Source organism: Nonomuraea sp. 3N208 (assembly GCF_052245935.1).
GTDB lineage: Bacteria > Actinomycetota > Actinomycetes > Streptosporangiales > Streptosporangiaceae > Nonomuraea.
In genome coordinates this window covers 403,184-422,326 of sequence record NZ_JBQQBR010000002.1, presented here as the reverse complement: position 1 = coordinate 422,326, position 19,143 = coordinate 403,184, and the positions used below count along the sequence as shown (strand labels likewise).

Genomic DNA, 19,143 nt, shown 5'->3' with positions numbered 1-19,143 from the left:
TGGCGGAAACCTCCGCCAGACCGCGCGGCGGCCCGGCGCGAAGCCCTACAGCGCAATCGGCGGCGGGTATCGATGGATGTCTGCCTGATGTCCCGTCGAGCCGGCGAACTTGGCGTCATCGGTGAGCAACGGCACGCCCAGCAGTTCGGCGAGTGCCACGTACATGCCGTCATATGCGGTGAGGTTGTTCCGCAGTTCCAGCACCCGCGACTGCAGGGGCAGCATGGGGTGCCGCACGATCTTGAGCTGGCCATATCGCTCCAACATGACCTTGGCCCGGGTCTCGGAGATCCGCACCTCCGGCTTGCTGGTGATCACGTGCCCGCGCACGACCGATGCGATCTCCACATCTATCAACGCCGGGGCGTGCACCCTGCGGGCCAACCGCTGCCGGAGTAGCTCATCGCCCTTCACGTTGGCCAGCAAGCGGAAGACGATCGAGGCGTCTACGACCAAGCTCATCGGCGTCCCTCATGCATAGTCTCGCGCACGAAATCGGGGTCGTACGGCACCGGCTCGTCAGCCGCGATCTTGGTCATCACCTCGTCCAAGGTCAGCGTGGACGCCTCTTCATTCAGCAGGTCTCGAAGGTAGGCCGTCAGCGACTTGCCCTCACGCTCGGCCCGGGCCTTCAGAATCCGCTCGGTCTCGTCAGAAACATCTCTGATTTGAATGATCCCCATGTCAGCACTCTAGCATGCAACATGCATGCATTTGCTGCTCGTGGCGTAATCTGCAGTAGACGTGTCGTTGACGCCATGAAAGGCCCGCAACAGCATGAGGGCATGCCGCAACGGGTCCTGATCGTCGTCTTCCCCGGTTTCCAACTGGTCGACTTGGCGGCCCGGCGGACGTGTTCGCGACGGCGCACCTGGTCGCGCGTCCGAACGGGTACCGGGTGGAGGTGGCGGCCCCGCGCGGGGGCTCCGTGCCGGCCTCACCCAGCTCCCGGGTCTCTGGGGCGGCGCTTATAGCAACGGGCTTCAGTCGATCCGCTGGCAGATGCTCACCGGCAGCCGAGCAGACCACCTCTTGGTGGCCTCGTCGTAGGCGCGAGCGTACCCGTTCTTGCTTCCGGCACAGGGAGCGGCGATGGTCGTGTCGACATAGATTGTTCCGCCGGGCGTGATGGAATGCGGCCGAGCGATCTGCCACTTGGAGAACGCCGCCCGCCCGGAGTCGTACTTGACGGTCAGGAAGACGCGGCCTCCCATGGTGAAATCGCCGCCAGCGATCTTGAGGTGGCCGTTGAAGGTGTAATTGAACAGGAAGGGCCGATCCTGCCTGGCCTCGTCGAAGGTGCCGGCGGAGCCCGTGCTGGTGACGCCCGCGGCGGACATGGTCGACGCGTTCGCGGCGGCACTGAGGGCCGGGATGCCCAGGGCGACGACGCCCGCGGTGGCGGTGACTCCAAGCAGGGTGCGGATGGTGCGGCTCATCGGAATCTCCCATGTGATGGTGTGAACCGTGCGGAGCCTGTTGGGGCTCGCGTCACCATTGACAGGTACGCCGCCTGCAACTCGCTTTCAGTGATCCAACGTCCACATGCAGATCGCTGTCGGTTGGCTGGCTGCGCTCTCTCCAGAGCTGGTGGCCTGGCACCAGGGCAACGTCATGGTCGCGCATCAGGGGCGTCGCCCTGACGGCAGAGCGACGCCCGGGAAGACCCTAGAGTGCCCTCTCAGCGTCTTGTTCGTCGGCGATCGCCCCCAGCGGCAGCACGTCGAAGTGGATGACCACATGGCCAGCCGACCCTTCACTCGGCGACGGCTCGTGTTCGCGGCGATCGGAAACCGTGCGGTAGCTCTCCAGCACCTCCAGCACCTCGTCCCGCAACCGGGTCGTCTCCGCCACCGTGAGCCGCAGCGACCGCCGCCCGAATCCGCTGGCCTGCACCCACTCCTCCGGCGCCCGCGCCCCCTCCTCGCGCCACCTGGCCAGCTCCGCGCCCCGCTGGCGCACCAGGTCGTCGAGCAGGAGCTCCAGAGCGCTGGCCGCCTCGGGATCTGGCGGGGTCTCACCGTAGCTGAAGCCGCCGGGCACGATGCGCCAGTACTTCTCCTTCCCCCGCCCCATATCGGGCACGACCTCGATCATGCCGTGCCTGGCCAGCTCCCTCAGGTGATAGCTCGTCGCCCCGGTGTTCTGCCCGAGCAGGCCGGCGAGCCCGGTCGCCGTGGCCGGTCCCCGCTCGTCCAGCAGCTCGTAGATCCGCAGTCGCAGCGGGTGCGCGAACGACTTCAGCGCGTTCGCATCGAGCGTACGAGCGGAAAAGCTCTTGCCTTGCTTCACTGTGCAAGCCTATCTTTGCAAAGGAATCTATGCACACTTTCTTTTGGACACTTCCACCCTATAGGAGTGAGTCGTGGCAGGTCTTGGGCGTCCGTTCGCCTTCCTGTGGTCGTCCACCGCGCTGTCCAACCTCGCGGACGGCGTGCTGAAGATCGGCGCGCCGTTGCTGGCGGTGTCGATGACCCGCTCTCCGACCCTGGTCTCCCTGGTAGGCGCCGCCGCGACGGCGCCGTGGCTGCTCCTGGCGCTGCACGCGGGGGCGATCGCCGACCGGGCCGACCGGCGCCGCGTCATGGTGCTGGCCAACGCCGCCCGGTCCACGATCCTCGCCACCACGGCGCTGCTCGCCGCGTTCGGCCTGCTCGACCTGTGGGTCCTGCTCGCGGCGGTGCTGGCGGCCGGGGTGAGCGAGGTCTTCGCCGACACCTCGGCGCAGTCCATCCTGCCGATGACCGTCCCTGCGGATCACCTGACCAGAGCGAACGGCCGGGTGTCCAGTGCCCAGCTGATCGGCAACGACTTCGTTGGCGCCCCCGTGGCCGGGCTCCTCGTCGCGGTGCTGCCCGCCGCCCTGTTCGGCGCCCCGGCCCTGCTGTACGGCGCCGCGGGGCTACTCCTGCTGGGCATGCGTGGCACGTACCGGTTAGCCGAGCCCCGCGCGGACCGCCGCCCGCTGCGGCAGGACATCGGCGAAGGACTGCGCTTTCTGCGTTCTCACCATGTGCTGCGGAGCCTGGCGATCACGGCGGGCATACTCAACCTCGCCAACGCCGCCTATTTCGCCGTCTTCGTGCTGTGGGCCGTGGGCGACGGATCAGCGGTCGGGCTGGAGCCGGGCGGCTACGGATTGATGATGACGGCGTTCGCGGCCGGTGCGGTGTTCGGGTCCCTGCTGAGCGGGCGTGTCGCGGGGATCTTCGGGGAGTTCCGCACGCTCGCGTGGGCCTGGCTGATCAGCAGCCTCCTTCTCCTGGTGCCCGTACTGGTGCCGTCTCCGTGGACGCTCTACCCGACCGCCGTGCTGTGGGGCGTGGTAGGGGCGGGGGGCAATGTGCTGGTGATCTCGGCGCGGCAGCGGCTCATCCCGGCGGAATTGCTCGGGAGGGTCAATTCGGCATACCGCCTCGTCGGGATGGGCGGGATGCCCTTGGGGGCGGCGCTCGGGGGCGTCGTGGCCGAGTTCGCGGGCATTGCCGCCGTCCTCGTGGGCGCGACAGGAGTATGTTTGGCCGGTGTCGGACTGGTGTGGCGCGCGTTGTCGGAACGAATTTCTAGGCCGCTGACCAGCGCATCAACACTTTCCGACATATCCGGATCACGTTAGTCACCCTAGACACTGTGCTGAAGTGACATGATTATCCCCGAGCTTGAGGGGATGGTATGCGGAAGATCGGCGGACGGTACCTCCTGAATGAGGAGGCCGGTCGTGGAGGTATGGGAGTCGTCTGGCGTGCGTTCGATCAGCTCCTCCACCGTACGGTGGCGCTTAAGGAGCTGACCTTGGCCGGTGAGGTCGAGATGGTGCGCCGCCGGGTGCTGCGTGAGGCCAGGATGGCTGCTGGGCTGACGCACCCCAACATCGTCACGGTGCACGACCTGATCGAAGAGGGCGGCAAGCTCTGGATCGTGATGGAGTATCTCGACGGGCTCTCATTGCACCAGTTACTCTCCCAAGTCGGCACGTTACCGGCCCAGTCGGTCGCCGCGATCGGGCAGCACCTGCTCGCCGCGCTGCGGACCGCCCACCAGGCCGGGGTGCTGCATCGCGATGTGAAGCCCGCCAACGTGATGCTGACCGGCGACCGGGTCGTGCTGACCGACTTCGGCATCGCCACGGCTGAGGGCGACATCCGCATGACGACGTCGCGGCGGCTGCGCGGCACGCCTGCCTTCATGGCGCCCGAGCGGCTCCACGGCGGGCCGGCCAGCAAGGAGGCCGACATGTGGTCCTTCGGCGCCACTCTCTACAGCGCCGTCGAGGGCCAGCCGCCTTACCCGGGCCAGGACGCCGCCACAGTGCTCGGCATGGCGAGGAGCGGCCCCTATCCACCGCCCCGCCGGGCCGGGGTGATGCGGCCGCTGATCGAAGGACTGCTGCACCACGACCCGGTACGCCGGTTCACGCCTGAGCAGACGGCCGGTTTGCTGGCCGGCATGCGCGCCAGCACGTTCCAGGCCGCCATCTGACCCACCGAGCGCCGCGGGGCTCTGTGACACACCCCGCAGGCCTCGGCCGGTCGTGTCGCCGCAGCCCGCGCATCTAGAGCACCGCAGCATCATCGGTCCCGCACCCCAGCGCAACCGCCGGGGCCGGGGTTACGCCTTCTTCGCTCGTGCCTCGGCCTCCGCGGCGTCCATGGCCGCAGCCTCTTCCGGCGTCGGGGCGGTGCCGCCCAGGTGGGCCGGCTGCCACCACACCCCAGGGGGGATCTCCGGATAGGAGCGCTGGGCCCGGTCCAGCAACTCCGACATGCGGGCATGCAGGTCGGCGGTGTGCTGGTTGACGTCCTCGCCCCGCTTCGGGTGCATCGGCTCCCCCACCAGGATGGTGAGAGGCACGTGCCGCTGCAGCAGCTTGCGCGGCCGCCCCTTGGTCCAGAGCCGCTGGCTGCCCCACAACGCCACCGGGATGATCGGCGTGTTGGTGGCCTGCGCCATCCGGATCGCGCCGTTCTTGATCTCCTTGACGGTGAACGACCGGCTGATTGTGGCCTCGGCGAAGACGCCCACCACTTCACCGGCCTTCAACATCCGCAGCGCCGTCGCGTACGACCCCGCACCCGCCCCCCGATCGACCGGAATGTGGTGCATGCCCCGCATCAGCGGCCCCGAGATCCGGTGCTCGAACACGTCCTGCTTGGCCATGAAGCGCACCAGCCGCTTCGACGGCACCGCGCCGAACCCGGCGAAGATGAAGTCGAGGTAGCTGATGTGATTGCTCACCAGCACCGCTCCCCCTGACCGCGGCACGTGCTCGGTTCCCTCTAGGTGGAAGCGGATGTCGAGCGCGCGAAACAAGGTCCGCGCGGCGGCGATAACCGGCGGGTACACGATCTCAGCCATGACCAGAAGGTAGCAGTCTCTTCAGCTTGCTCTGACGGTGGTCGGAAGGCGGACCATGCCCCGCACGTTACCGTGCGCCGTGCGCTTGATGCCCTCCTCGTGAACCTCGTAGCTCGGCGAGACCGCCTTCGTCAGCTCCTCCAGCGTCACCCGCGCCTCCAGCCGCGCCAGCGGGCCGCCGAGGCAGTAGTGGCGGCCGACGCCGAAGCTGATGGCATGGGAGGTGTCGCGGGTCAGATCGTAGACGTCGGGATCGGGGAAGACTGACTCGTCCCGGTTGGCGGCGCCGACGAGGAGCCAGATCTTGGCGCCCTCGGGTACGAGCGTGCCGTGCAGCTCGGTGGGCTCGGTGAGGCGGCGGGCCAGGCCGTGCGCCGGGGTGTCGTACCGCAGCGACTCCTCGACCCACTGCGTGATCGCCCCGCCGAAGGCGGCGGCGCGCTGGTCCGGATTGCGCCACGCCCAGTACCAGGCGGCGCTGAGCAGGTGCGTCGTGGTCTCCGAGCCGGCCCCGATCAACAGGAAGATGAACGCCACGATCTCCTCGTCGGTCAGCCCGCCATCGGCCACGAGCGCCGAGACGAGGTCGTCACGCGGCGTGGCCTTGCGGTCGGCGATGATCGAGGCGTAGTAGTCGCCGAGCGACAGGATGCTCTTGAGCCCGTCGTCGGCCATCTGGCCCTGCGGGTCGTACCTGACCAGGGTGTCGGATTTGCGGCGTACCTCGGCCCGGTCGGACGGCGGCACGCCCATCAGCTCGGAGATCACGTCGAAGGGCAGCTTGGCCGACAGATCGCGGGCGAAGTCGAACGTGCCCTTCTCGAGGCCCAGTGCGATGTAGCCTCGGGCGATCTCCCTGATCATGGGTTCGAGGGCGGCGACGCGGCGCGGTGTGAAAGCGCGCGACACGATCGCCCGCATCCGGGTGTGCTCGGGCGGATCCATGGCCACGAACGACAGGAACGTCCGCGCGTGCGGCCCCCACGCGCCCGGGTCGAGCATGGGGCCATGATCGCTGGAGTAGCGGGCGGAGTCCGTGAAAGCGGCGGAGACGTCGGCGTGGCGGGACAACGCCCAGAAGTCGAGGTCCGGATTGTGGTAGATCGGCGCTTCCCGGCGTAGCCGCGCGTAGACGGGGTACGGATCGTCGTTGATCGACGGATCGTAAGGTGTGTAGGCGACATCCACTCCGTCCACGCTACGACGCTTGCGCCTTCGTGAAAACGGGCAGATCTTGGCACCATGAAGAAGCTCATCAACACGGCAGGTTCCGTCGTTGAGGACGCGCTGAACGGCATGGCCGCGGCCCACCGCTCGCTGCGGATCCGCGACCAGGTGGTCTACCGGGCCGAGGGCCCGCGCCCCGGCAAGGTCGGCCTGGTCTCGGGCGGCGGCTCCGGGCATGAGCCGCTGCATGCCGGTTTCGTCGGGTACGGCATGCTCGACGCGGCCTGCCCAGGCGAGGTCTTCACCTCGCCGGTGCCCGACCAGATCATCGACGCGACGCAGGCGGTCGACGGCGGCGCCGGAGTCCTGCACATCGTCAAGAACTACACCGGCGACGTGCTCAACTTCGAGATGGCCGCCGAACTGGTCGAGGGCGTCGAGGTGGCGAGCGTGCTGGTCGACGACGACGTGGCCGTGCGGGACTCCCTCTACACGGCGGGACGCCGCGGCACCGGCGCCACACTGTTCGTGGAGAAGATCGCGGGCGCGCTCGCCGAGGAAGGTGCGCCGCTGGCCCAGGTGGCCACGGTGGCGGGGGAGGTGGACGAGCGCAGCCGGTCGTTCGGGATCGCGCTGACCTCGTGTACGACACCGCACGCCGGCAAGCCGACCTTCGACCTGCCGGAGAACGAGGTGGAGCTGGGCATCGGCATCCACGGCGAGCCTGGGCGCACGCGGGCGCCGATGGTGTCGGCACGCGAGCTGGCCGGGATCGCGATGGAGGCGATCCACGGCGACCTGCCGCTCCACGGCGATCTGCTGGTGATGGTGAACGGCATGGGCGGGACGCCGCTCATGGAGTTGTACGTGGTCTTCGCGGAGGTGGCGGCGTTCGTCAAGGGCAAAGGGGCGCGGGTGTCGCGCTCGCTGGTCGGCAACTACGTGACAAGCTTGGACATGCAGGGCTTCTCCGTGACGATCTGCCTGCTGGACGACGCGCTGACGCGCCTGTGGGACGCGCCGGTCGAGACGCCGGGGCTGCGCTGGGGGCGTTGATGGACACCATGGACACCTTGGACACCGCCTTCTTCGTGGCGTGGTTCGAGGAGGCGGCCAGGCTGGTGCGCCGGGATCGTGACCGGCTGACGGAGCTGGACGCCGCGATCGGCGATGCCGACCACGGCACGAACCTCGACCGCGGGCTCACCGAGGTCACCAAGGCGCTGGCCGAGTGGCCGCCCGAAACGCCGGTGCAGGTGCTGACATCGGCCGGGGCGGCGCTGATCCGGCGGGTGGGCGGGGCTTCCGGGCCGCTGTACGGATCGGTGTTCCGGCAAGCGGGCAAGGCGTTGCGGGCGCCGGTGACGCTGGCGGGGTTCTCGGCGGCGTTCGAGGAGGGGGTCGTGGCGCTGGAGCGGCTGGGCAAGGCGGCTCTGGGTGACAAGACCATGGTGGACGCGCTGGCACCCGCGTCCCGCGCGCTGGCGTTGGCCGTACGGGACGGAGTGGGGGTTCGGGAGGCCTTTGAGCAGGCGGCGCGGGCGGCGGCGGAGGGCGCGCAGGCGACGATCCCCATGCAGGCCCGCAAGGGCCGGGCCAGCTACCTGGGCGAGCGCAGCATCGGGCACGAGGACCCGGGCGCGGCCTCGGCGGCGTTGTTCATGGAGGCACTCGCCACCGTGGCGTCCTGATGCCCGGCCCGCGCATCGTGTTGCCTCGCGCCGCCCCCATCCGGCGGCGGCCCGCGACGACCGTCCCGTCCCGGCCAAGGCGCCTGAGGGTGCGTCCCCTCGGGCAGAGTCGTGTCGACCGTGCGACGGAGGGCGGCGATCCCCTGGGCGATGAGGGCGGCCGGGTGTCGATGACCAGGCACCGGATCAGCGCGTTGACGGGGGCCCGGTGATGGTGGGAGTGGTGCTGGTGTCCCACAGTGCGGGGCTGGCCGCGGAGGCGGTGGCGCTGGTCCGGGGCATCGCCGGTGTGGGCCCGCCGGTGGCGGCGGCCGGTGGGACGGATGACGGCGGGCTGGGCACCAGCCTGGACCTCATCGAGGCGGCGGTGCGGGCCGTCGATCAGGGCGACGGGGTGGTGATCGTGCCCGACCTCGGCAGCGCGGTGCTGACTGCCCGCCTGCTGGAGGAGGCCGAGCGGATCGTGGTGGCGGACGTCCCGTTCGTGGAGGGCGCGATCGCGGCGGCCGTGGCAGCGGGGGCGGGCGCGCCGCTGGCCGACGTGCTGGCCGCCGCCGAGGAAGCCCGTACCGTCCGCAAGCTCTAGGAACACGCCCACCGTCGACGGCCGCCGTCCCGCGCACGGCATGGGCACGAGGTGGCGCAGGTCATCCGCGGCTTCGGAGCCTCTCGGACACCCGGCGATCAGTGCCCCTTGAACGCCTCCTCCAGCCACCAGGAGCCGCGGCTCCTCGTGACCTTGGCGTGGACCAGCAGCGGGCGGTCCCTGCCGCCCTTGAGCCAGTCGGCCACGCCTGCCAGGTCGGCCGGCGCTGTGACGGTCACGGCGGCGAAGCCGTGGCCTCGGGCGATGGCGGCGAGGTCGGCGGGCGGGAACGTCACCGTGTCCAGCGGGTGGCCGTGCGGGCCGAAGTGGTGCACTTCGGCGCCGTACGCTTCGTCGTCGTAGACCACGATCACCATCGGCACGCCCAGGCGGACGACGGTCTCCAGCTCAGCGGCACCCATGAGGGCGCCGCCGTCGCCGAGCGCGGCCACCGGCAGCCGGTCCGGCTGGGCCAGGGCGGCGCCGATCGCCGTCGCCAGGCCCAGCCCGATCGACTGGAACGCCTGCGTGAAGCAGAACCCACGTTCGTCCGGGACGTCGAGGAACATCGACGGGTATCCCATGAAATTTCCGGAATCGATGGAGAGAATGCGCTCGATCGGCAGGAGGTCGTCCAGGCCGATGCTGAACGTTCTCGGGTCGATCCGGCCGTCGCCGCTCTCGTCCTCGTACGGCACGTCCCGCCAGCGGCCCTCGGCCTGGATGCGGTGCGCGAGCGCCGGGGAACGATAACCCCGGACGTCGGTCGGCTGGGGAGCTCTGGTGTCCTGCGTGGCGGCCCTGGCGCTCGGCGTGCCGGCCTCGGCCCCAGTGGCGGGCGCGGCGGCTCCGCTCCCGGTGGCGGGCGTGGTGAGATGTTCCGTCAGGGCGGCTGCGACGGCTGCCACGTCGCCCACCACGCCCAGGTCCACGGGCACGTGCGTGCCGAACGCGGACCGGTCGAGGTCGACCTGCGCCACCTTCCCGTCCCTCGGGATCAGGGTGCCGTGGCGGGTGGTCCACATGTTGAGCGCGCATCCCCACCCGACGATCAGGTCCGCGCCGCCGATCAGCTCGGCGGCCAGCGGGGTGGCGAAGCCGCCGCTCACGTCCAGGTCCCATGGGCTGCCGCGGAACAGCCCCTTGGCCACGGCCGAGGTGGCCAGCAGGGCGCCCACCCGGTCGGCCAGGGCCTCCAGCTCCCGGCGCGCGTGCCGGGCGCCGCGCCCGGCGATGAACACCGGCCGCCGAGCCTCCCCGAGCAACCGCGCCAGCGCCGCCGCCTCCTCCCCGTCCACGAGGGAAGGGCCGGGCTCACCGAAGACCGCAGGCGCGGGGCCTGACTCGCCGAAGGCCTCCGGCGTGGCGCCGGGCTCGCCGAAGGCCGCGATCCTGGGGCCGCCGGATCGGTGGGCCGTCAGTGGGGCTGCAGGGGGTGGGTCGCAGGGCATCGACTGAACGTCGAGCGGGAGGTTCAGCAGGACCGTGCGCCGCTCCTCCACGGCCACCCGGTACACCTCCACCGCCTGCTCCCACGCCCCCTGCCTCGACGCGACCCGCATCGGCACCGCCCCCACCGCCGCAACCAGGGCGTCCTGGTCGATGTGGAAGTTCGAACGGGGATCGGTGACTTCACCGGAGAGCACGATCAACGGGGTCCGGCTCTTGGCGGCCTCGGCGATGCCGGTCAGCGCGTTCGTGAGCCCGGGCCCTTGGTGCACGGACACGATCCCGACGCGTCCGCTCATCCGGGCGTACGCGTCGGCCATCGTCGCCGCCCCGCCCTCGTGCCGCGCCGCGACGAACCGCACGCCGGCGGCGACGAGAGCGTTCGTGACGTGGAAGTTGCCGCTGCCGACCACGCCGAAGACGGTCCCGGCGCCGCAGGCGGCCAGGGCCCGGCCCACGGCCTCGGCGACGATCAACGTTCCACCAGGGCCAGCACGCGCACAGGGCTGCCCGAGCCGCCCACGATGGGCAGCGGCGGCGCGACCACGACGGCGCCGGTCACCGGCAGGCGGTCGAGGTTGCGCAGCTGGGTCAGGCCGTATTTGCCGGCGCCGAGCAGGAACGAGTGGCAGGGGAACGCGGGGTCGAAGGAGTGGGCGGTGCCGGCGTCGGTGCCGACGGTCTCGACACCCAGCCCGATGATCGGCGTGTCGGACGCCAGCCAGGAGGCGCATTCGACGGAGACGCCCGGCGTGTGCGGCCCGGTCTCGTTGGCGTTCAGGAAGGCGGCCTGGTCGGCGGCGCGGGTGTCCCAGCCGGTCCGGTAGAGCAGCCAGCCGCCCTCGGGCAGCGGCCCGTTGGCGCGTTCCCACTCCTTGACGTGGTCGATCTGGAGGAGGAAGTCGGGGTCCTTGGAGGCCTCGGCGGAGAAGTCGAGGACGACTGCGGGTGCGATCAGCTTCCCCGCGGGCACCTGGGAGACGTCCTGACCGTCGCGGGCGGTGATCCAGTGGACGGGGGCGTCGAAGTGGGTGCCCGTGTGCTCACCGGTGTGGATGTCGTTCCAGTACCAGGCGGGGCCGCGGTCGTCGTACCGGCTGATCTCCTCCAGCCGGAACGGGATCGTGTTGCCGAACGGCTCGGGCAGCTGGAGGATCGGCGTCTCGGCGGAGAGCGGGGCGGTGAGGTCGATCACCTCGATCGCGCCGCTGCGCACGTGGTCCACGAAGCTCTGCAACACCGACATGTCATCCTCCTTGGTGGGCTGAGCGCATCCTCCTACGCGCGATCAACCACTGCAAACACCGTCATCACGCTCGGGTCCACTCCGCGCAACCGCCGGTCTGGAACGCCTTGTCGGTGGGCTCGATGGTGACGGTGTCGGGGCCGGTCGGCATGCCGGAGGTGATGACGTCGGCCAGGTCGGCGGACGTGCTCTTCATCCGGGCCCAGAAGCACATGGTGAAGCCCGTGGTGGGCCCGGCCGTGCGGTAGGTGCCCGGCTGGATGTCCTTGCCGACGACGAACGTGCGCAGCGAGGCGGGGTTGGTCACCGGAGCGGTGGTCCCCCCGCCGGGCGGCTGCGTACCCCCCGGCTGTGTGGCACCGGGCTGTGTGGCACCGGGCTGGGTCGCACCGGGCTGGGTCGGCGCGCTCTGCTGGGGCGCGCTCGAGGGCGGCGTGTTCTCGGTCGGCCCTGTGGTCGGCTGGTCGGCGGGCGGGGCGGTGTCCTTGGCGGTGATCGTGATCGTGGGCGCGGACCCTTCCGGTACCGTCCCCGCGCCGAACCCCACGAAGACGCCCAGGAGGAAGCCCAGCAACGCGGCGAGCCCGGACACGAGCAGAATGATCGTCGGACTGCTCGTCGCCCGCGGATAGGGAGGCGGGTATTCAGGAGGTCCGTACATCACGGACTTAAGCGTGCCACCCCTGTCAACGGTGGAGATAGTCGACGAGCGACGCCTTCTCCGTCTCCAGCTCCTCGATGGCGCTCTTCACCACGTCGCCGATGCTGACGATGCCGACCAGCCGGCCGTCCTGGACCACGGGCATGTGCCGGAACCGCTGCGTGGTCATGATCCGCCGCAGCGCGTCGACGTTCTCCCCCGGCCCGACTGTGCGCACGTCCGTCGTCATGATCGCGGAGACCGGCTCGTCGAGGACCGCCGCGCCGCGGTCGTTCAGGTGGCGCACGACGTCACGCTCAGAGACGATCCCCTGGATCGTGACACCGTCGGTGGAGACGACGACGGCGCCGATGTTGTGTTCGGCCAGCTTGGCAAGCAGGTCCCGGACGGACGCCTCAGGCGCCACCGTCGTCACGTCACTGCCTTTGCCGCGAAGGATCGTCCCGATGAGCATGTGCACCACCTCTGCCCTCAGTGTTCCAAATCCTGGGTCCAGGCAAACAACCATGCGGGTACGCCGTCAAGGCGTCACGTAGGCTGCTTGCCGTACTAAATCCGATATAAGGACACAGACTAGATGACCGAGCCGCTCAACATCGGAAGTCATGACCTTCCCATCACCGAGGAACTGGCTGCGTTCATGCGCACCGGCTGGGCGGACACCCGGCGCCTCGATGTGGCGGCGCTGCCGATCGCGCCGTGGGCGGCCAAGCGCCGGGCCGCGCTGGCCGCCCGGTTCCCCGGTGAGCGGCTGGTGGTTCCGGCGGGCACGCTCAAGGTCCGCAGCAACGACAGCGACTTCCGGTTCCGGCCGCACAGCGCGTACTCGTACCTGACGGGCGCGGGCGAGCCGGACGACGTGCTGGTGATCGAGCCGTCCGGGGAGAGCGTCCTGTACGTGCGGCCGCGCTCGCCCCGCGAGGAGGGCCAGGAGTTCTACCGCGACCGCCGCTACGGCGAGTTCTGGGCCGGACGCCGCCCTGACCTGGCGGAGGCGGCGGAGCTGTACCAGGTGGCGTGCCGGCACATCCGCGACCTGGAGCTCGAAAGGCCCGCCCGGGTGCTGCGCGGCGTGGACGCCTCGGTGGACGCGCGGGCGCCGCGGGGCGAGGGGGACGCCGAGTTCGAGTCGTTCCTGTCGGAGATGCGGCTGGTCAAGGACGAGTGGGAGGTCGGCGAGCTGCGCTCGGCCGTGGACGCCACCGTGCGCGGCTTCGAGGATGTCGTGCGGGCGCTGCCGCAGGCGGTCGGGCATCCGCGCGGGGAGCGGTACCTGGAGGGTGTTTTCGGGCTGCGGGCGAGGCTGGAGGGCAACGCGGTCGGTTACGAGAGCATCGTGGCGTCCGGATCTCACGCCTGCGTGCTGCACTGGATCCGCAACGACGGCGCGCTGAACGGCGGGGACCTGCTGCTGCTCGACGCGGGCGTCGAGGCGGACACGCTCTACACCGCCGACGTGACGCGCACGTTCCCGTTGTCGGGGCGGTTCAGCGCGGTGCAGCGGCAGGCGTACGAGCTGGTGTACGAGGCCCAGACGGCGGCCATCGCGACACTCCGCCCCGGCGCCCGCTTCCGCGATTTCCACCTGGCGGCCATGCGGGTGATCTGCGACGGCCTGCGCGACTGGGGCCTGCTGAAGGGCACGACCGACGAGCTCATGGAGACCGGGCTCTACCGGCGCTACACGCTCTGCAGCAGCGGCCACATGCTGGGCCTGGACGTGCACGACTGCGCGAAGTCGCGGGCGGAGGTCTACCTGGACGGCGTCCTGGAGGAGGGCCACGTGCTCACCGTGGAGCCGGGCCTGTACTTCCAGCCTGACGACCTGACCCTGCCCGAAGAGCTGCGTGGCATGGGCATCCGCATCGAGGACGACCTGGTCGTCACCGCAGACGGCTCCACCCTGCTGTCCTCCGGGCTGCCGCGGCGCGCGGACGAGATCGAGTCCTGGATGAGTGCCCTGGCGTAACGAAGCCATCACGTTTAGTGCTGGGCTGACAAGGTGTGAGCTGCGTCTCATACCTTTTCCTCAAATTCCGCGAAACGCGTCGACTACTGGACAACCCGTCAGTAGGGTGACTGATCCGTAGGCGGCGGAGGTGGTCAGCTCATGGCCTTGTCCGGATATGTCGGACGAAAGGCCGGGTCGGTGCTCGGGCAGGTCGGCGACCTGTTCGTCATCGCCCTGGAGGGGCTGCGCCGCAGCTGGGACGTCAAGAGCTGGTGGTGGGAGTTCGTCGACCAGTGCTGGTTCCTGGCCCGGGTCACCAGTGTGCCCGTCCTGCTCGTCTCCCTGCCGCTGGGCGCCACCGTGGCGTTGCAGGTGGGTGAGCTGGCCTGGCAGCTCGGCGCGGGCTCGGCCACCGGTAGCGCGGTCTTCGTCGGCCTGATCCGCGAGGTGGCGCCGCTGGCCAGCGCCCTGCTGATCGCCGGCGCCGGCGGCAGCGCCATGACCTCCGACATCGGCGCGCGCCACATCCGCGATGAGTTGTCCGCGATGGAGGTCATGTCGGTCAACCCGATCCATCGCCTGGTCACGCCGCGTATGTGGGCGGCCAGCACGATCGCGGTGTGCCTGTGCCCGCTGGTCATCCTGGCCGGCGCGAGCGGCGGCTACTTCTTCAACGTGGTCGTGCAGGGCGTCACGCCGGGCGCGTACTTCGACGGCGCCCTGTCCCTGGTGGTCGCCTCCGACCTGTACGTCACGCTGTTCAAGGCGTGGATCTTCGGTTTCATCGCGGCGGCGGTCGCCTGCTACAAGGGCATGACCTGCGCGACCAGCCCGGTCGGCGTGGGGCGCGCGGTCAACCAGTCGACCGTGGTGACGTTCATGCTGGTGTTCACGTTCAACTATGTGATCTCCGCGGTGTACTTCCTGGCCTACCCGCCGAGGTCGCTCTGATGGTGACGCGGACGGCCGGCCTCAGACTCGCCCTCCGGGGGCGGGATCTCGCCGAGCGGTTCGCGACGCTGGCCGACTGGCCGCTGTTCGTGTGGAAGGTGCTGTACTACTCCGTCCGCGACGTCGTGCTGCGGCTGCGGTACTTCAAGGTCGTCTTACGGCAGGTCAGCGACGTCGTCGTGGGCGTCGGCGCGACCGTCATCGGCGGCGGCATGATCTTCGTGGTGTTCACGATGGCGTTCGTCGTGGGCGCGACCGTCGGTCTGCAGGGCTACCAGGGGCTGCAGGCGATCGGCGCGGAGTCGTTCATGGGCCTGGTGGGCAGCTTCGCCAACGTCCGCGAGATCACCCCGATCATCGCGGCGACGGCGCTGGCGGCGCAGGTCGGCTCGTCGTTCACGGCGGAGTTGGGCGCGATGCGGATCTCGGAGGAGATCGACGCGCTGGAGGTGATGGGCATCAACGCCTTCACCTACCTGATCTGCACCCGGGTGGTGGCGGCGCTGCTGGCGCTCATGCCGATCTACCTGATCGCGTTGTTCGCCAGCTTCTTCGCCACGCGGCTGATGTGCACGGTGTTGTTCGGGCTGGCGCCCGGCGTCTACGACTACTACTTCTACCTCTACCTGCCGGTCAGCGACATCGTGTTCAGCGTCGCCAAGGTGGGCGTGTTCGCCTTCGCGGTCATCGTGATCCACTGCTACCACGGCTTCTACGCCACCGGCGGGCCGGTGGGCGTGGGAGTGGCGGCGGGCCGCGCCATCCGCCAGTCGATCGTCACGATCGTGCTGCTCAACCTGCTGTTGTCGTACCTGTTCTGGGGCGGCGGCGGCAACATACCGCTGACGGGGTGAGCCGGTGGCCCGATTCGAACTCTCCCTCGCCGCCCGGGTGGGCATCGCCTTCGCTGTGCTCGCCCTGCTGGCGGCGGCCACGGTGTACGTCGTGCGCACCGCCACCCAGATCAGCGGGACCCGGATCGACGCGGTCTTCGCCCGGTCCGGCCAGGGCCTGGACACGAACTCACCGGTCAAGATCCGCGGCATCACGGTCGGCGACGTGACGGCCGTGTCGCTCGACGCCAAGGGCCAGGCCGTGGTGACCATGCACATCGAGCCCGGCGTCAAGGTGCCCAAGACCGCGGTCGCCTCCATCGAGCCGTCGTCGGTCTTCGGCCCGAAGTTCCTCGCGCTCACGCCCGGCACGGGCGAGACCACCGGTCCCTACCTGGCCAGTGGCGCCGTCATCACCGACACCGAGGGACCGCTGGACCTGTCCGACACGCTCGGCGCCGCCTATCGCGGCCTGGACGCCGTCGACCCGCGCGAGGTCACCGTGATCGTGCACACCATCGCCAAGGGGCTCGACGGCAAGGGCGAGCACCTGCGCGAGTTGATCGGCGACGCCGGCACCGTCGTCGACGTCGCGCACCGGCACCGCGGGCGGGCCAGGCAGTTCCTGCATGACACCGCCGCGCTCGGCACGGCGCTGTCGGACAAGGGCGACGAGCTCGTCTCCATCTCCTCCGACGTCAACGTCATCACGCCCGACCTGCTCAAGCGCGCCGACAAGGTACGCGTCCTGCTCGACGAGGTCACCTCCGTCTCCGGCCAGGCGGCGCACGGCCTGCGCAAGCACCGCCAGAACCTGCGGGCCGGGGTGCACTCGGGCGAGCGGGTGGCCGCGCTCATCTACGCCCAGCTCGGCCTGGCCGGCGACGGCGTGCGCGGGATCAACCGGCTGGTAGACCTGCTCAACGAGCTGATCGAGGCCCAGGGCCCAGGCAACACCCGCCAGCTCCAGGTCGAGGCGTTCCTCGCGACCGACGTCTGCGAGCTGATCGTCGGCTCCTGCGGACCCACCGACGGGAGGCGCTGACATGGCCCGCCGGGGATGGTTGTTCGTCAGGTTCGCGCTGTTCATCGGGCTGACCATGACGCTGATCGTGCTGATCAGCGTGCAGATCGAGCGGATCGTCACCGGCGGCGGCTACCGGCTCGTCGCCACGTTCGACGACGTGTCCGGGCTGACCGAGGGCGACCAGGTCAAGATCGCCGGAACTCCCGTCGGCCAGGTCTCCGGCATCAGGGTCGTCGACGGGCGGGCCGAGGTGACCATGGAGGTGCAGGACGCGGTCACGGTGCCCGCCGACACCGAGGCCGCCATCCGCTGGCGCAACGCCGTCGGCCAGCGTGTCGTCTATCTGCTGCCCGGCACCGCCCCCGGCCGGCTGCCGGCCGGCGGCCGCATCGCCCGCACCTCGTCCGTGGTGGACATCGGCGAGCTGGTCAGCGACCTCGGCCCGCTGACCCGCAGCCTGGACCCCGAGCAGATCAACCAGCTGCTCACCGCCGCCGCCAAGGCGTTGAAGGGCAACCAGCACAACATCCCGCGGCTGCTCGACAACGTCAACGCCATCACCACGACCGTCAACGAACGCAAGAAGACCATCGAGCAACTGCTGGAGGACTACGCCACCGTGACCGGCGTGGTCGCGCAGCGAGACAAGCAGATCGAGCAGCTCATCGACAACCTGGTCGTGTTGTCGGACGCCTTCGCCGACAACCGAAAGCTGATCGACGACTCGCTGGTGGAGCTGTCCACCACGATCCACACCCAGAACGAGGTGCTCGGCAAGAACGCCGGCGAGCTGGGCGCGCTGGTCGACAACCTGACCGGGCTGACCGGCGGCATCCGGCGGAACGTCGGCAAGATCGACAAGGCGGTCGGCACGCTGCAGCCGTCGCTCGCCCGCGGCTACTCCACCGTCAACCGCGGCCACTACTTCATCACCGCGGTCCCCTGTCTGGCGCTGAGCCCGGCGCCGTGCCCGTACGGGATGCAGACCCCGCCACCGCTGCGCAACACCCGGGTGCAGAGCACCAAGGACCTCCAGAAGCTCATGGTGGGTGGGTGATGGCGCTCAAGTCCTTCCGCGATCGCAACAAGTACGCCGTCGGTCTGGTGTCGGTGGCCACGCTCACCGTGATCCTGGTGGCCACGTTCCTGGTCGGGAACCTCGGTCTGCTGGAGGGCGGCTACCTGATGTCGGGTGTGTTCGCCGACTCCGGCGGTGTGCGTACCGGCAACGACGTCAGAGTCGCCGGGGTGCGTGTCGGCGAGGTCACCGAGGTGCGGCCCGACTACGCACAGGGCCACGTGATCGTCACCTGGCGGGTCGACGACGAGGTGCGGCTCGGGCGCGGCACCCGGGCAGACATCACCCTGTCGAACCTGCTCGGCGGCCGCTACGTCAAGCTCACCGGCGCCGTGTCGGCCCCGTACATGGACCAGCTGCCCGAGGCGCAGCGGCGCATCCCCATGGACAGGACCGGCGTGCCCACGCTGATCAACGACGCCATCAAGGACGCGACCCGCCTGGTCGAGCGCCTGGACACCGAGGCGGTGGACGACCTGCTCACCGAGCTCGGCAAGGTCGACCTCGCCAAGCGCGGTCGCATCACCCGGCTGATGAAGAACATCGGCGACCTGTCGGACACGATCAGCAAGAGCGAGCCGCAGCTCGAGCGGCTGCTCGACCATGGCACCAAGATCATGGACCTGCTGGAGAAGAAGGACAAACAGCTCGTCCGGCTCATCGACGGCATCGAGATCATGCTGAACGAGCTGCGCAAACGCAGGAACGAACTCCGCGTCCTGCTCGGTGACGGCAGCGACCTGGTGCAGAGCACCACCCGGTTGATCAACGAGCACGAGCGGTCGCTCGTCCAGGTCCTCGACGACAACGCGGCCATCACCACCCGGCTCAGCGACAGCAACGAGCAGCTCAATTCGCTCCTGGCATGGGCGGGCCCGACGTTCTCCGGGCTGTCCACGATGGGCGGTCAGGGCCCGTGGCTCGAGGCCATAGCCACGGGCCTCGGCCCCATCAACCCGGAGGTGCTCGCCGCCATCGCCAAGGACAGGAGGAACGACCGTTGATCTCCTCCCCGCCGCCCTCGCGACCACCGCACCCTGGCCCTCCCTGCCCGGGCATGCGCCACCGCGCTCTCCGCCACCGCACCCAGCCCAATGTTCCCGCCTCCTGCCGGAGGGGGCGGCCCGGATTTCCCGCCGAGGGCCCCC

Annotated in this window: 21 protein-coding genes; 11 read left to right on the top strand and 10 right to left on the bottom strand. The window is 69.8% G+C overall.

Features of this window, described 5'->3' with window-relative positions; genetic code table 11:
- Positions 1-45: 45 nt before the first annotated feature.
- The 4 genes from ACTWPT_RS04380 to ACTWPT_RS04365 form a co-directional block, all read right to left on the bottom strand.
- Positions 46-462, bottom strand: a complete 417-nt coding sequence (locus ACTWPT_RS04380; RefSeq protein ID WP_443175909.1) for a type II toxin-antitoxin system VapC family toxin — start codon at positions 460-462, stop codon at positions 46-48.
- Positions 459-683: a FitA-like ribbon-helix-helix domain-containing protein gene (locus ACTWPT_RS04375; RefSeq protein WP_443175908.1), complete on the bottom strand. Its 225-nt coding sequence runs from the start codon at positions 681-683 to the stop codon at positions 459-461. The genes ACTWPT_RS04380 and ACTWPT_RS04375 overlap by 4 nt, the downstream gene beginning before the upstream one ends.
- 300 nt (positions 684-983) lie before the next feature.
- Positions 984-1,439 (bottom strand): hypothetical protein, encoded by a 456-nt coding sequence (locus ACTWPT_RS04370; protein ID WP_443175907.1) that lies wholly within the window; start codon positions 1,437-1,439, stop codon positions 984-986.
- 229 nt (positions 1,440-1,668) lie between these two features.
- Complete coding sequence (locus ACTWPT_RS04365; RefSeq protein WP_443175906.1) at positions 1,669-2,292, bottom strand: ArsR/SmtB family transcription factor; 624 nt, start codon at positions 2,290-2,292, stop codon at positions 1,669-1,671.
- Positions 2,293-2,365: 73 nt separating this feature from the next.
- On the opposite strand from ACTWPT_RS04365, the gene ACTWPT_RS04360 reads away from it, so the two are divergent.
- Positions 2,366-3,616 carry an MFS transporter gene (locus ACTWPT_RS04360; protein WP_443175905.1) on the top strand — a complete coding sequence of 417 codons (1,251 nt, stop codon included), beginning with the start codon at positions 2,366-2,368 and terminating at the stop codon, positions 3,614-3,616.
- A 56-nt stretch (positions 3,617-3,672) separates the two neighbouring features.
- Entirely contained in the window at positions 3,673-4,479 is an 807-nt protein-coding gene (locus tag ACTWPT_RS04355) for a serine/threonine-protein kinase (RefSeq protein ID WP_443175904.1), read from the top strand.
- Between the two features lie 129 nt (positions 4,480-4,608).
- On the opposite strand, the gene ACTWPT_RS04350 is transcribed toward ACTWPT_RS04355, so the two are convergent.
- Both ACTWPT_RS04350 and ACTWPT_RS04345 read right to left on the bottom strand, forming a co-directional pair.
- On the bottom strand, positions 4,609-5,355 hold the full coding sequence (locus ACTWPT_RS04350) for a lysophospholipid acyltransferase family protein (protein ID WP_443175903.1): 747 nt from the start codon (positions 5,353-5,355) through the stop codon (positions 4,609-4,611).
- A 21-nt stretch (positions 5,356-5,376) separates the two neighbouring features.
- On the bottom strand, positions 5,377-6,552 hold the full coding sequence (locus tag ACTWPT_RS04345; RefSeq protein WP_443175902.1) for a cytochrome P450: 1,176 nt from the start codon (positions 6,550-6,552) through the stop codon (positions 5,377-5,379).
- Positions 6,553-6,597: 45 nt separating this feature from the next.
- On the opposite strand from ACTWPT_RS04345, the gene dhaK reads away from it, so the two are divergent.
- From dhaK to ACTWPT_RS04330, 3 genes are all read left to right on the top strand, one after another.
- Positions 6,598-7,578: a dihydroxyacetone kinase subunit DhaK gene (dhaK, locus tag ACTWPT_RS04340; RefSeq protein WP_443175901.1), complete on the top strand. Its 981-nt coding sequence runs from the start codon at positions 6,598-6,600 to the stop codon at positions 7,576-7,578.
- An 8-nt stretch (positions 7,579-7,586) separates the two neighbouring features.
- Positions 7,587-8,213 (top strand): dihydroxyacetone kinase subunit DhaL, encoded by a 627-nt coding sequence (gene dhaL, locus ACTWPT_RS04335; protein WP_443175900.1) that lies wholly within the window; start codon positions 7,587-7,589, stop codon positions 8,211-8,213.
- A gap of 211 nt (positions 8,214-8,424) precedes the next feature.
- Positions 8,425-8,799, top strand: coding sequence for a PTS-dependent dihydroxyacetone kinase phosphotransferase subunit DhaM (locus ACTWPT_RS04330; protein WP_443175945.1), 375 nt, complete (start codon positions 8,425-8,427; stop codon positions 8,797-8,799).
- Between the two features lie 98 nt (positions 8,800-8,897).
- Here ACTWPT_RS04330 and ACTWPT_RS04325 read toward each other — a convergent pair whose 3' ends face one another.
- From ACTWPT_RS04325 to ACTWPT_RS04310, 4 genes are all read right to left on the bottom strand, one after another.
- Positions 8,898-10,724, bottom strand: a complete 1,827-nt coding sequence (locus ACTWPT_RS04325; protein WP_443175899.1) for a thiamine pyrophosphate-binding protein — start codon at positions 10,722-10,724, stop codon at positions 8,898-8,900.
- Positions 10,721-11,494 carry a cyclase family protein gene (locus ACTWPT_RS04320; protein WP_443175898.1) on the bottom strand — a complete coding sequence of 258 codons (774 nt, stop codon included), beginning with the start codon at positions 11,492-11,494 and terminating at the stop codon, positions 10,721-10,723. Before ACTWPT_RS04320 ends, ACTWPT_RS04325 begins: the two co-directional genes overlap by 4 nt.
- Positions 11,495-11,558: 64 nt before the next feature.
- Positions 11,559-12,158, bottom strand: coding sequence for a hypothetical protein (locus ACTWPT_RS04315; protein ID WP_443175897.1), 600 nt, complete (start codon positions 12,156-12,158; stop codon positions 11,559-11,561).
- Between the two features lie 22 nt (positions 12,159-12,180).
- A complete protein-coding gene (locus tag ACTWPT_RS04310) occupies positions 12,181-12,609 on the bottom strand; it encodes a CBS domain-containing protein (protein ID WP_443175896.1) in 429 nt (142 codons plus the stop codon).
- A 123-nt stretch (positions 12,610-12,732) separates the two neighbouring features.
- Here ACTWPT_RS04310 and ACTWPT_RS04305 point away from each other — a divergent pair, with 123 nt between their 5' ends.
- The 6 genes from ACTWPT_RS04305 (at position 12,733) to ACTWPT_RS04280 (ending at position 18,999) form a co-directional block, all read left to right on the top strand.
- A complete protein-coding gene (locus ACTWPT_RS04305; RefSeq protein WP_443175895.1) occupies positions 12,733-14,124 on the top strand; it encodes an aminopeptidase P family protein in 1,392 nt (463 codons plus the stop codon).
- Between the two features lie 141 nt (positions 14,125-14,265).
- Positions 14,266-15,057 (top strand): MlaE family ABC transporter permease, encoded by a 792-nt coding sequence (locus ACTWPT_RS04300; RefSeq protein ID WP_164903553.1) that lies wholly within the window; start codon positions 14,266-14,268, stop codon positions 15,055-15,057.
- A complete protein-coding gene (locus tag ACTWPT_RS04295; RefSeq protein ID WP_443175894.1) occupies positions 15,057-15,911 on the top strand; it encodes an ABC transporter permease in 855 nt (284 codons plus the stop codon). The genes ACTWPT_RS04300 and ACTWPT_RS04295 overlap by 1 nt, the downstream gene beginning before the upstream one ends.
- Before the next feature lie 4 nt (positions 15,912-15,915).
- Positions 15,916-16,935 carry an MCE family protein gene (locus ACTWPT_RS04290; protein ID WP_443175893.1) on the top strand — a complete coding sequence of 340 codons (1,020 nt, stop codon included), beginning with the start codon at positions 15,916-15,918 and terminating at the stop codon, positions 16,933-16,935.
- Between the two features lies 1 nt (position 16,936).
- A complete protein-coding gene (locus ACTWPT_RS04285) occupies positions 16,937-17,974 on the top strand; it encodes an MCE family protein (RefSeq protein ID WP_443175892.1) in 1,038 nt (345 codons plus the stop codon).
- The gene (locus ACTWPT_RS04280) at positions 17,974-18,999 is read left to right on the top strand and encodes an MlaD family protein (protein ID WP_443175891.1); all 1,026 of its coding nucleotides are present in this window, start codon (positions 17,974-17,976) and stop codon (positions 18,997-18,999) included. Before ACTWPT_RS04285 ends, ACTWPT_RS04280 begins: the two co-directional genes overlap by 1 nt.
- Positions 19,000-19,143 lie beyond the last annotated feature (144 nt).

Coding starts and splice junctions, on each gene's coding strand:
- ACTWPT_RS04380 (WP_443175909.1), bottom strand. CDS start 462: ATGAGCTTGGTCGTAGACGCCTCGATCGTCTTCCGCTTGCTGGCCAAC.
- ACTWPT_RS04375 (WP_443175908.1), bottom strand. CDS start 683: ATGGGGATCATTCAAATCAGAGATGTTTCTGACGAGACCGAGCGGATT.
- ACTWPT_RS04370 (WP_443175907.1), bottom strand. CDS start 1,439: ATGAGCCGCACCATCCGCACCCTGCTTGGAGTCACCGCCACCGCGGGC.
- ACTWPT_RS04355 (WP_443175904.1), top strand. CDS start 3,673: ATGCGGAAGATCGGCGGACGGTACCTCCTGAATGAGGAGGCCGGTCGT.
- ACTWPT_RS04350 (WP_443175903.1), bottom strand. CDS start 5,355: ATGGCTGAGATCGTGTACCCGCCGGTTATCGCCGCCGCGCGGACCTTG.
- dhaK (WP_443175901.1), top strand. CDS start 6,598: ATGAAGAAGCTCATCAACACGGCAGGTTCCGTCGTTGAGGACGCGCTG.
- dhaL (WP_443175900.1), top strand. CDS start 7,587: ATGGACACCTTGGACACCGCCTTCTTCGTGGCGTGGTTCGAGGAGGCG.
- ACTWPT_RS04330 (WP_443175945.1), top strand. CDS start 8,425: ATGGTGGGAGTGGTGCTGGTGTCCCACAGTGCGGGGCTGGCCGCGGAG.
- ACTWPT_RS04320 (WP_443175898.1), bottom strand. CDS start 11,494: ATGTCGGTGTTGCAGAGCTTCGTGGACCACGTGCGCAGCGGCGCGATC.
- ACTWPT_RS04310 (WP_443175896.1), bottom strand. CDS start 12,609: ATGCTCATCGGGACGATCCTTCGCGGCAAAGGCAGTGACGTGACGACG.
- ACTWPT_RS04305 (WP_443175895.1), top strand. CDS start 12,733: ATGACCGAGCCGCTCAACATCGGAAGTCATGACCTTCCCATCACCGAG.
- ACTWPT_RS04300 (WP_164903553.1), top strand. CDS start 14,266: ATGGCCTTGTCCGGATATGTCGGACGAAAGGCCGGGTCGGTGCTCGGG.
- ACTWPT_RS04295 (WP_443175894.1), top strand. CDS start 15,057: ATGGTGACGCGGACGGCCGGCCTCAGACTCGCCCTCCGGGGGCGGGAT.
- ACTWPT_RS04285 (WP_443175892.1), top strand. CDS start 16,937: ATGGCCCGCCGGGGATGGTTGTTCGTCAGGTTCGCGCTGTTCATCGGG.
- ACTWPT_RS04280 (WP_443175891.1), top strand. CDS start 17,974: ATGGCGCTCAAGTCCTTCCGCGATCGCAACAAGTACGCCGTCGGTCTG.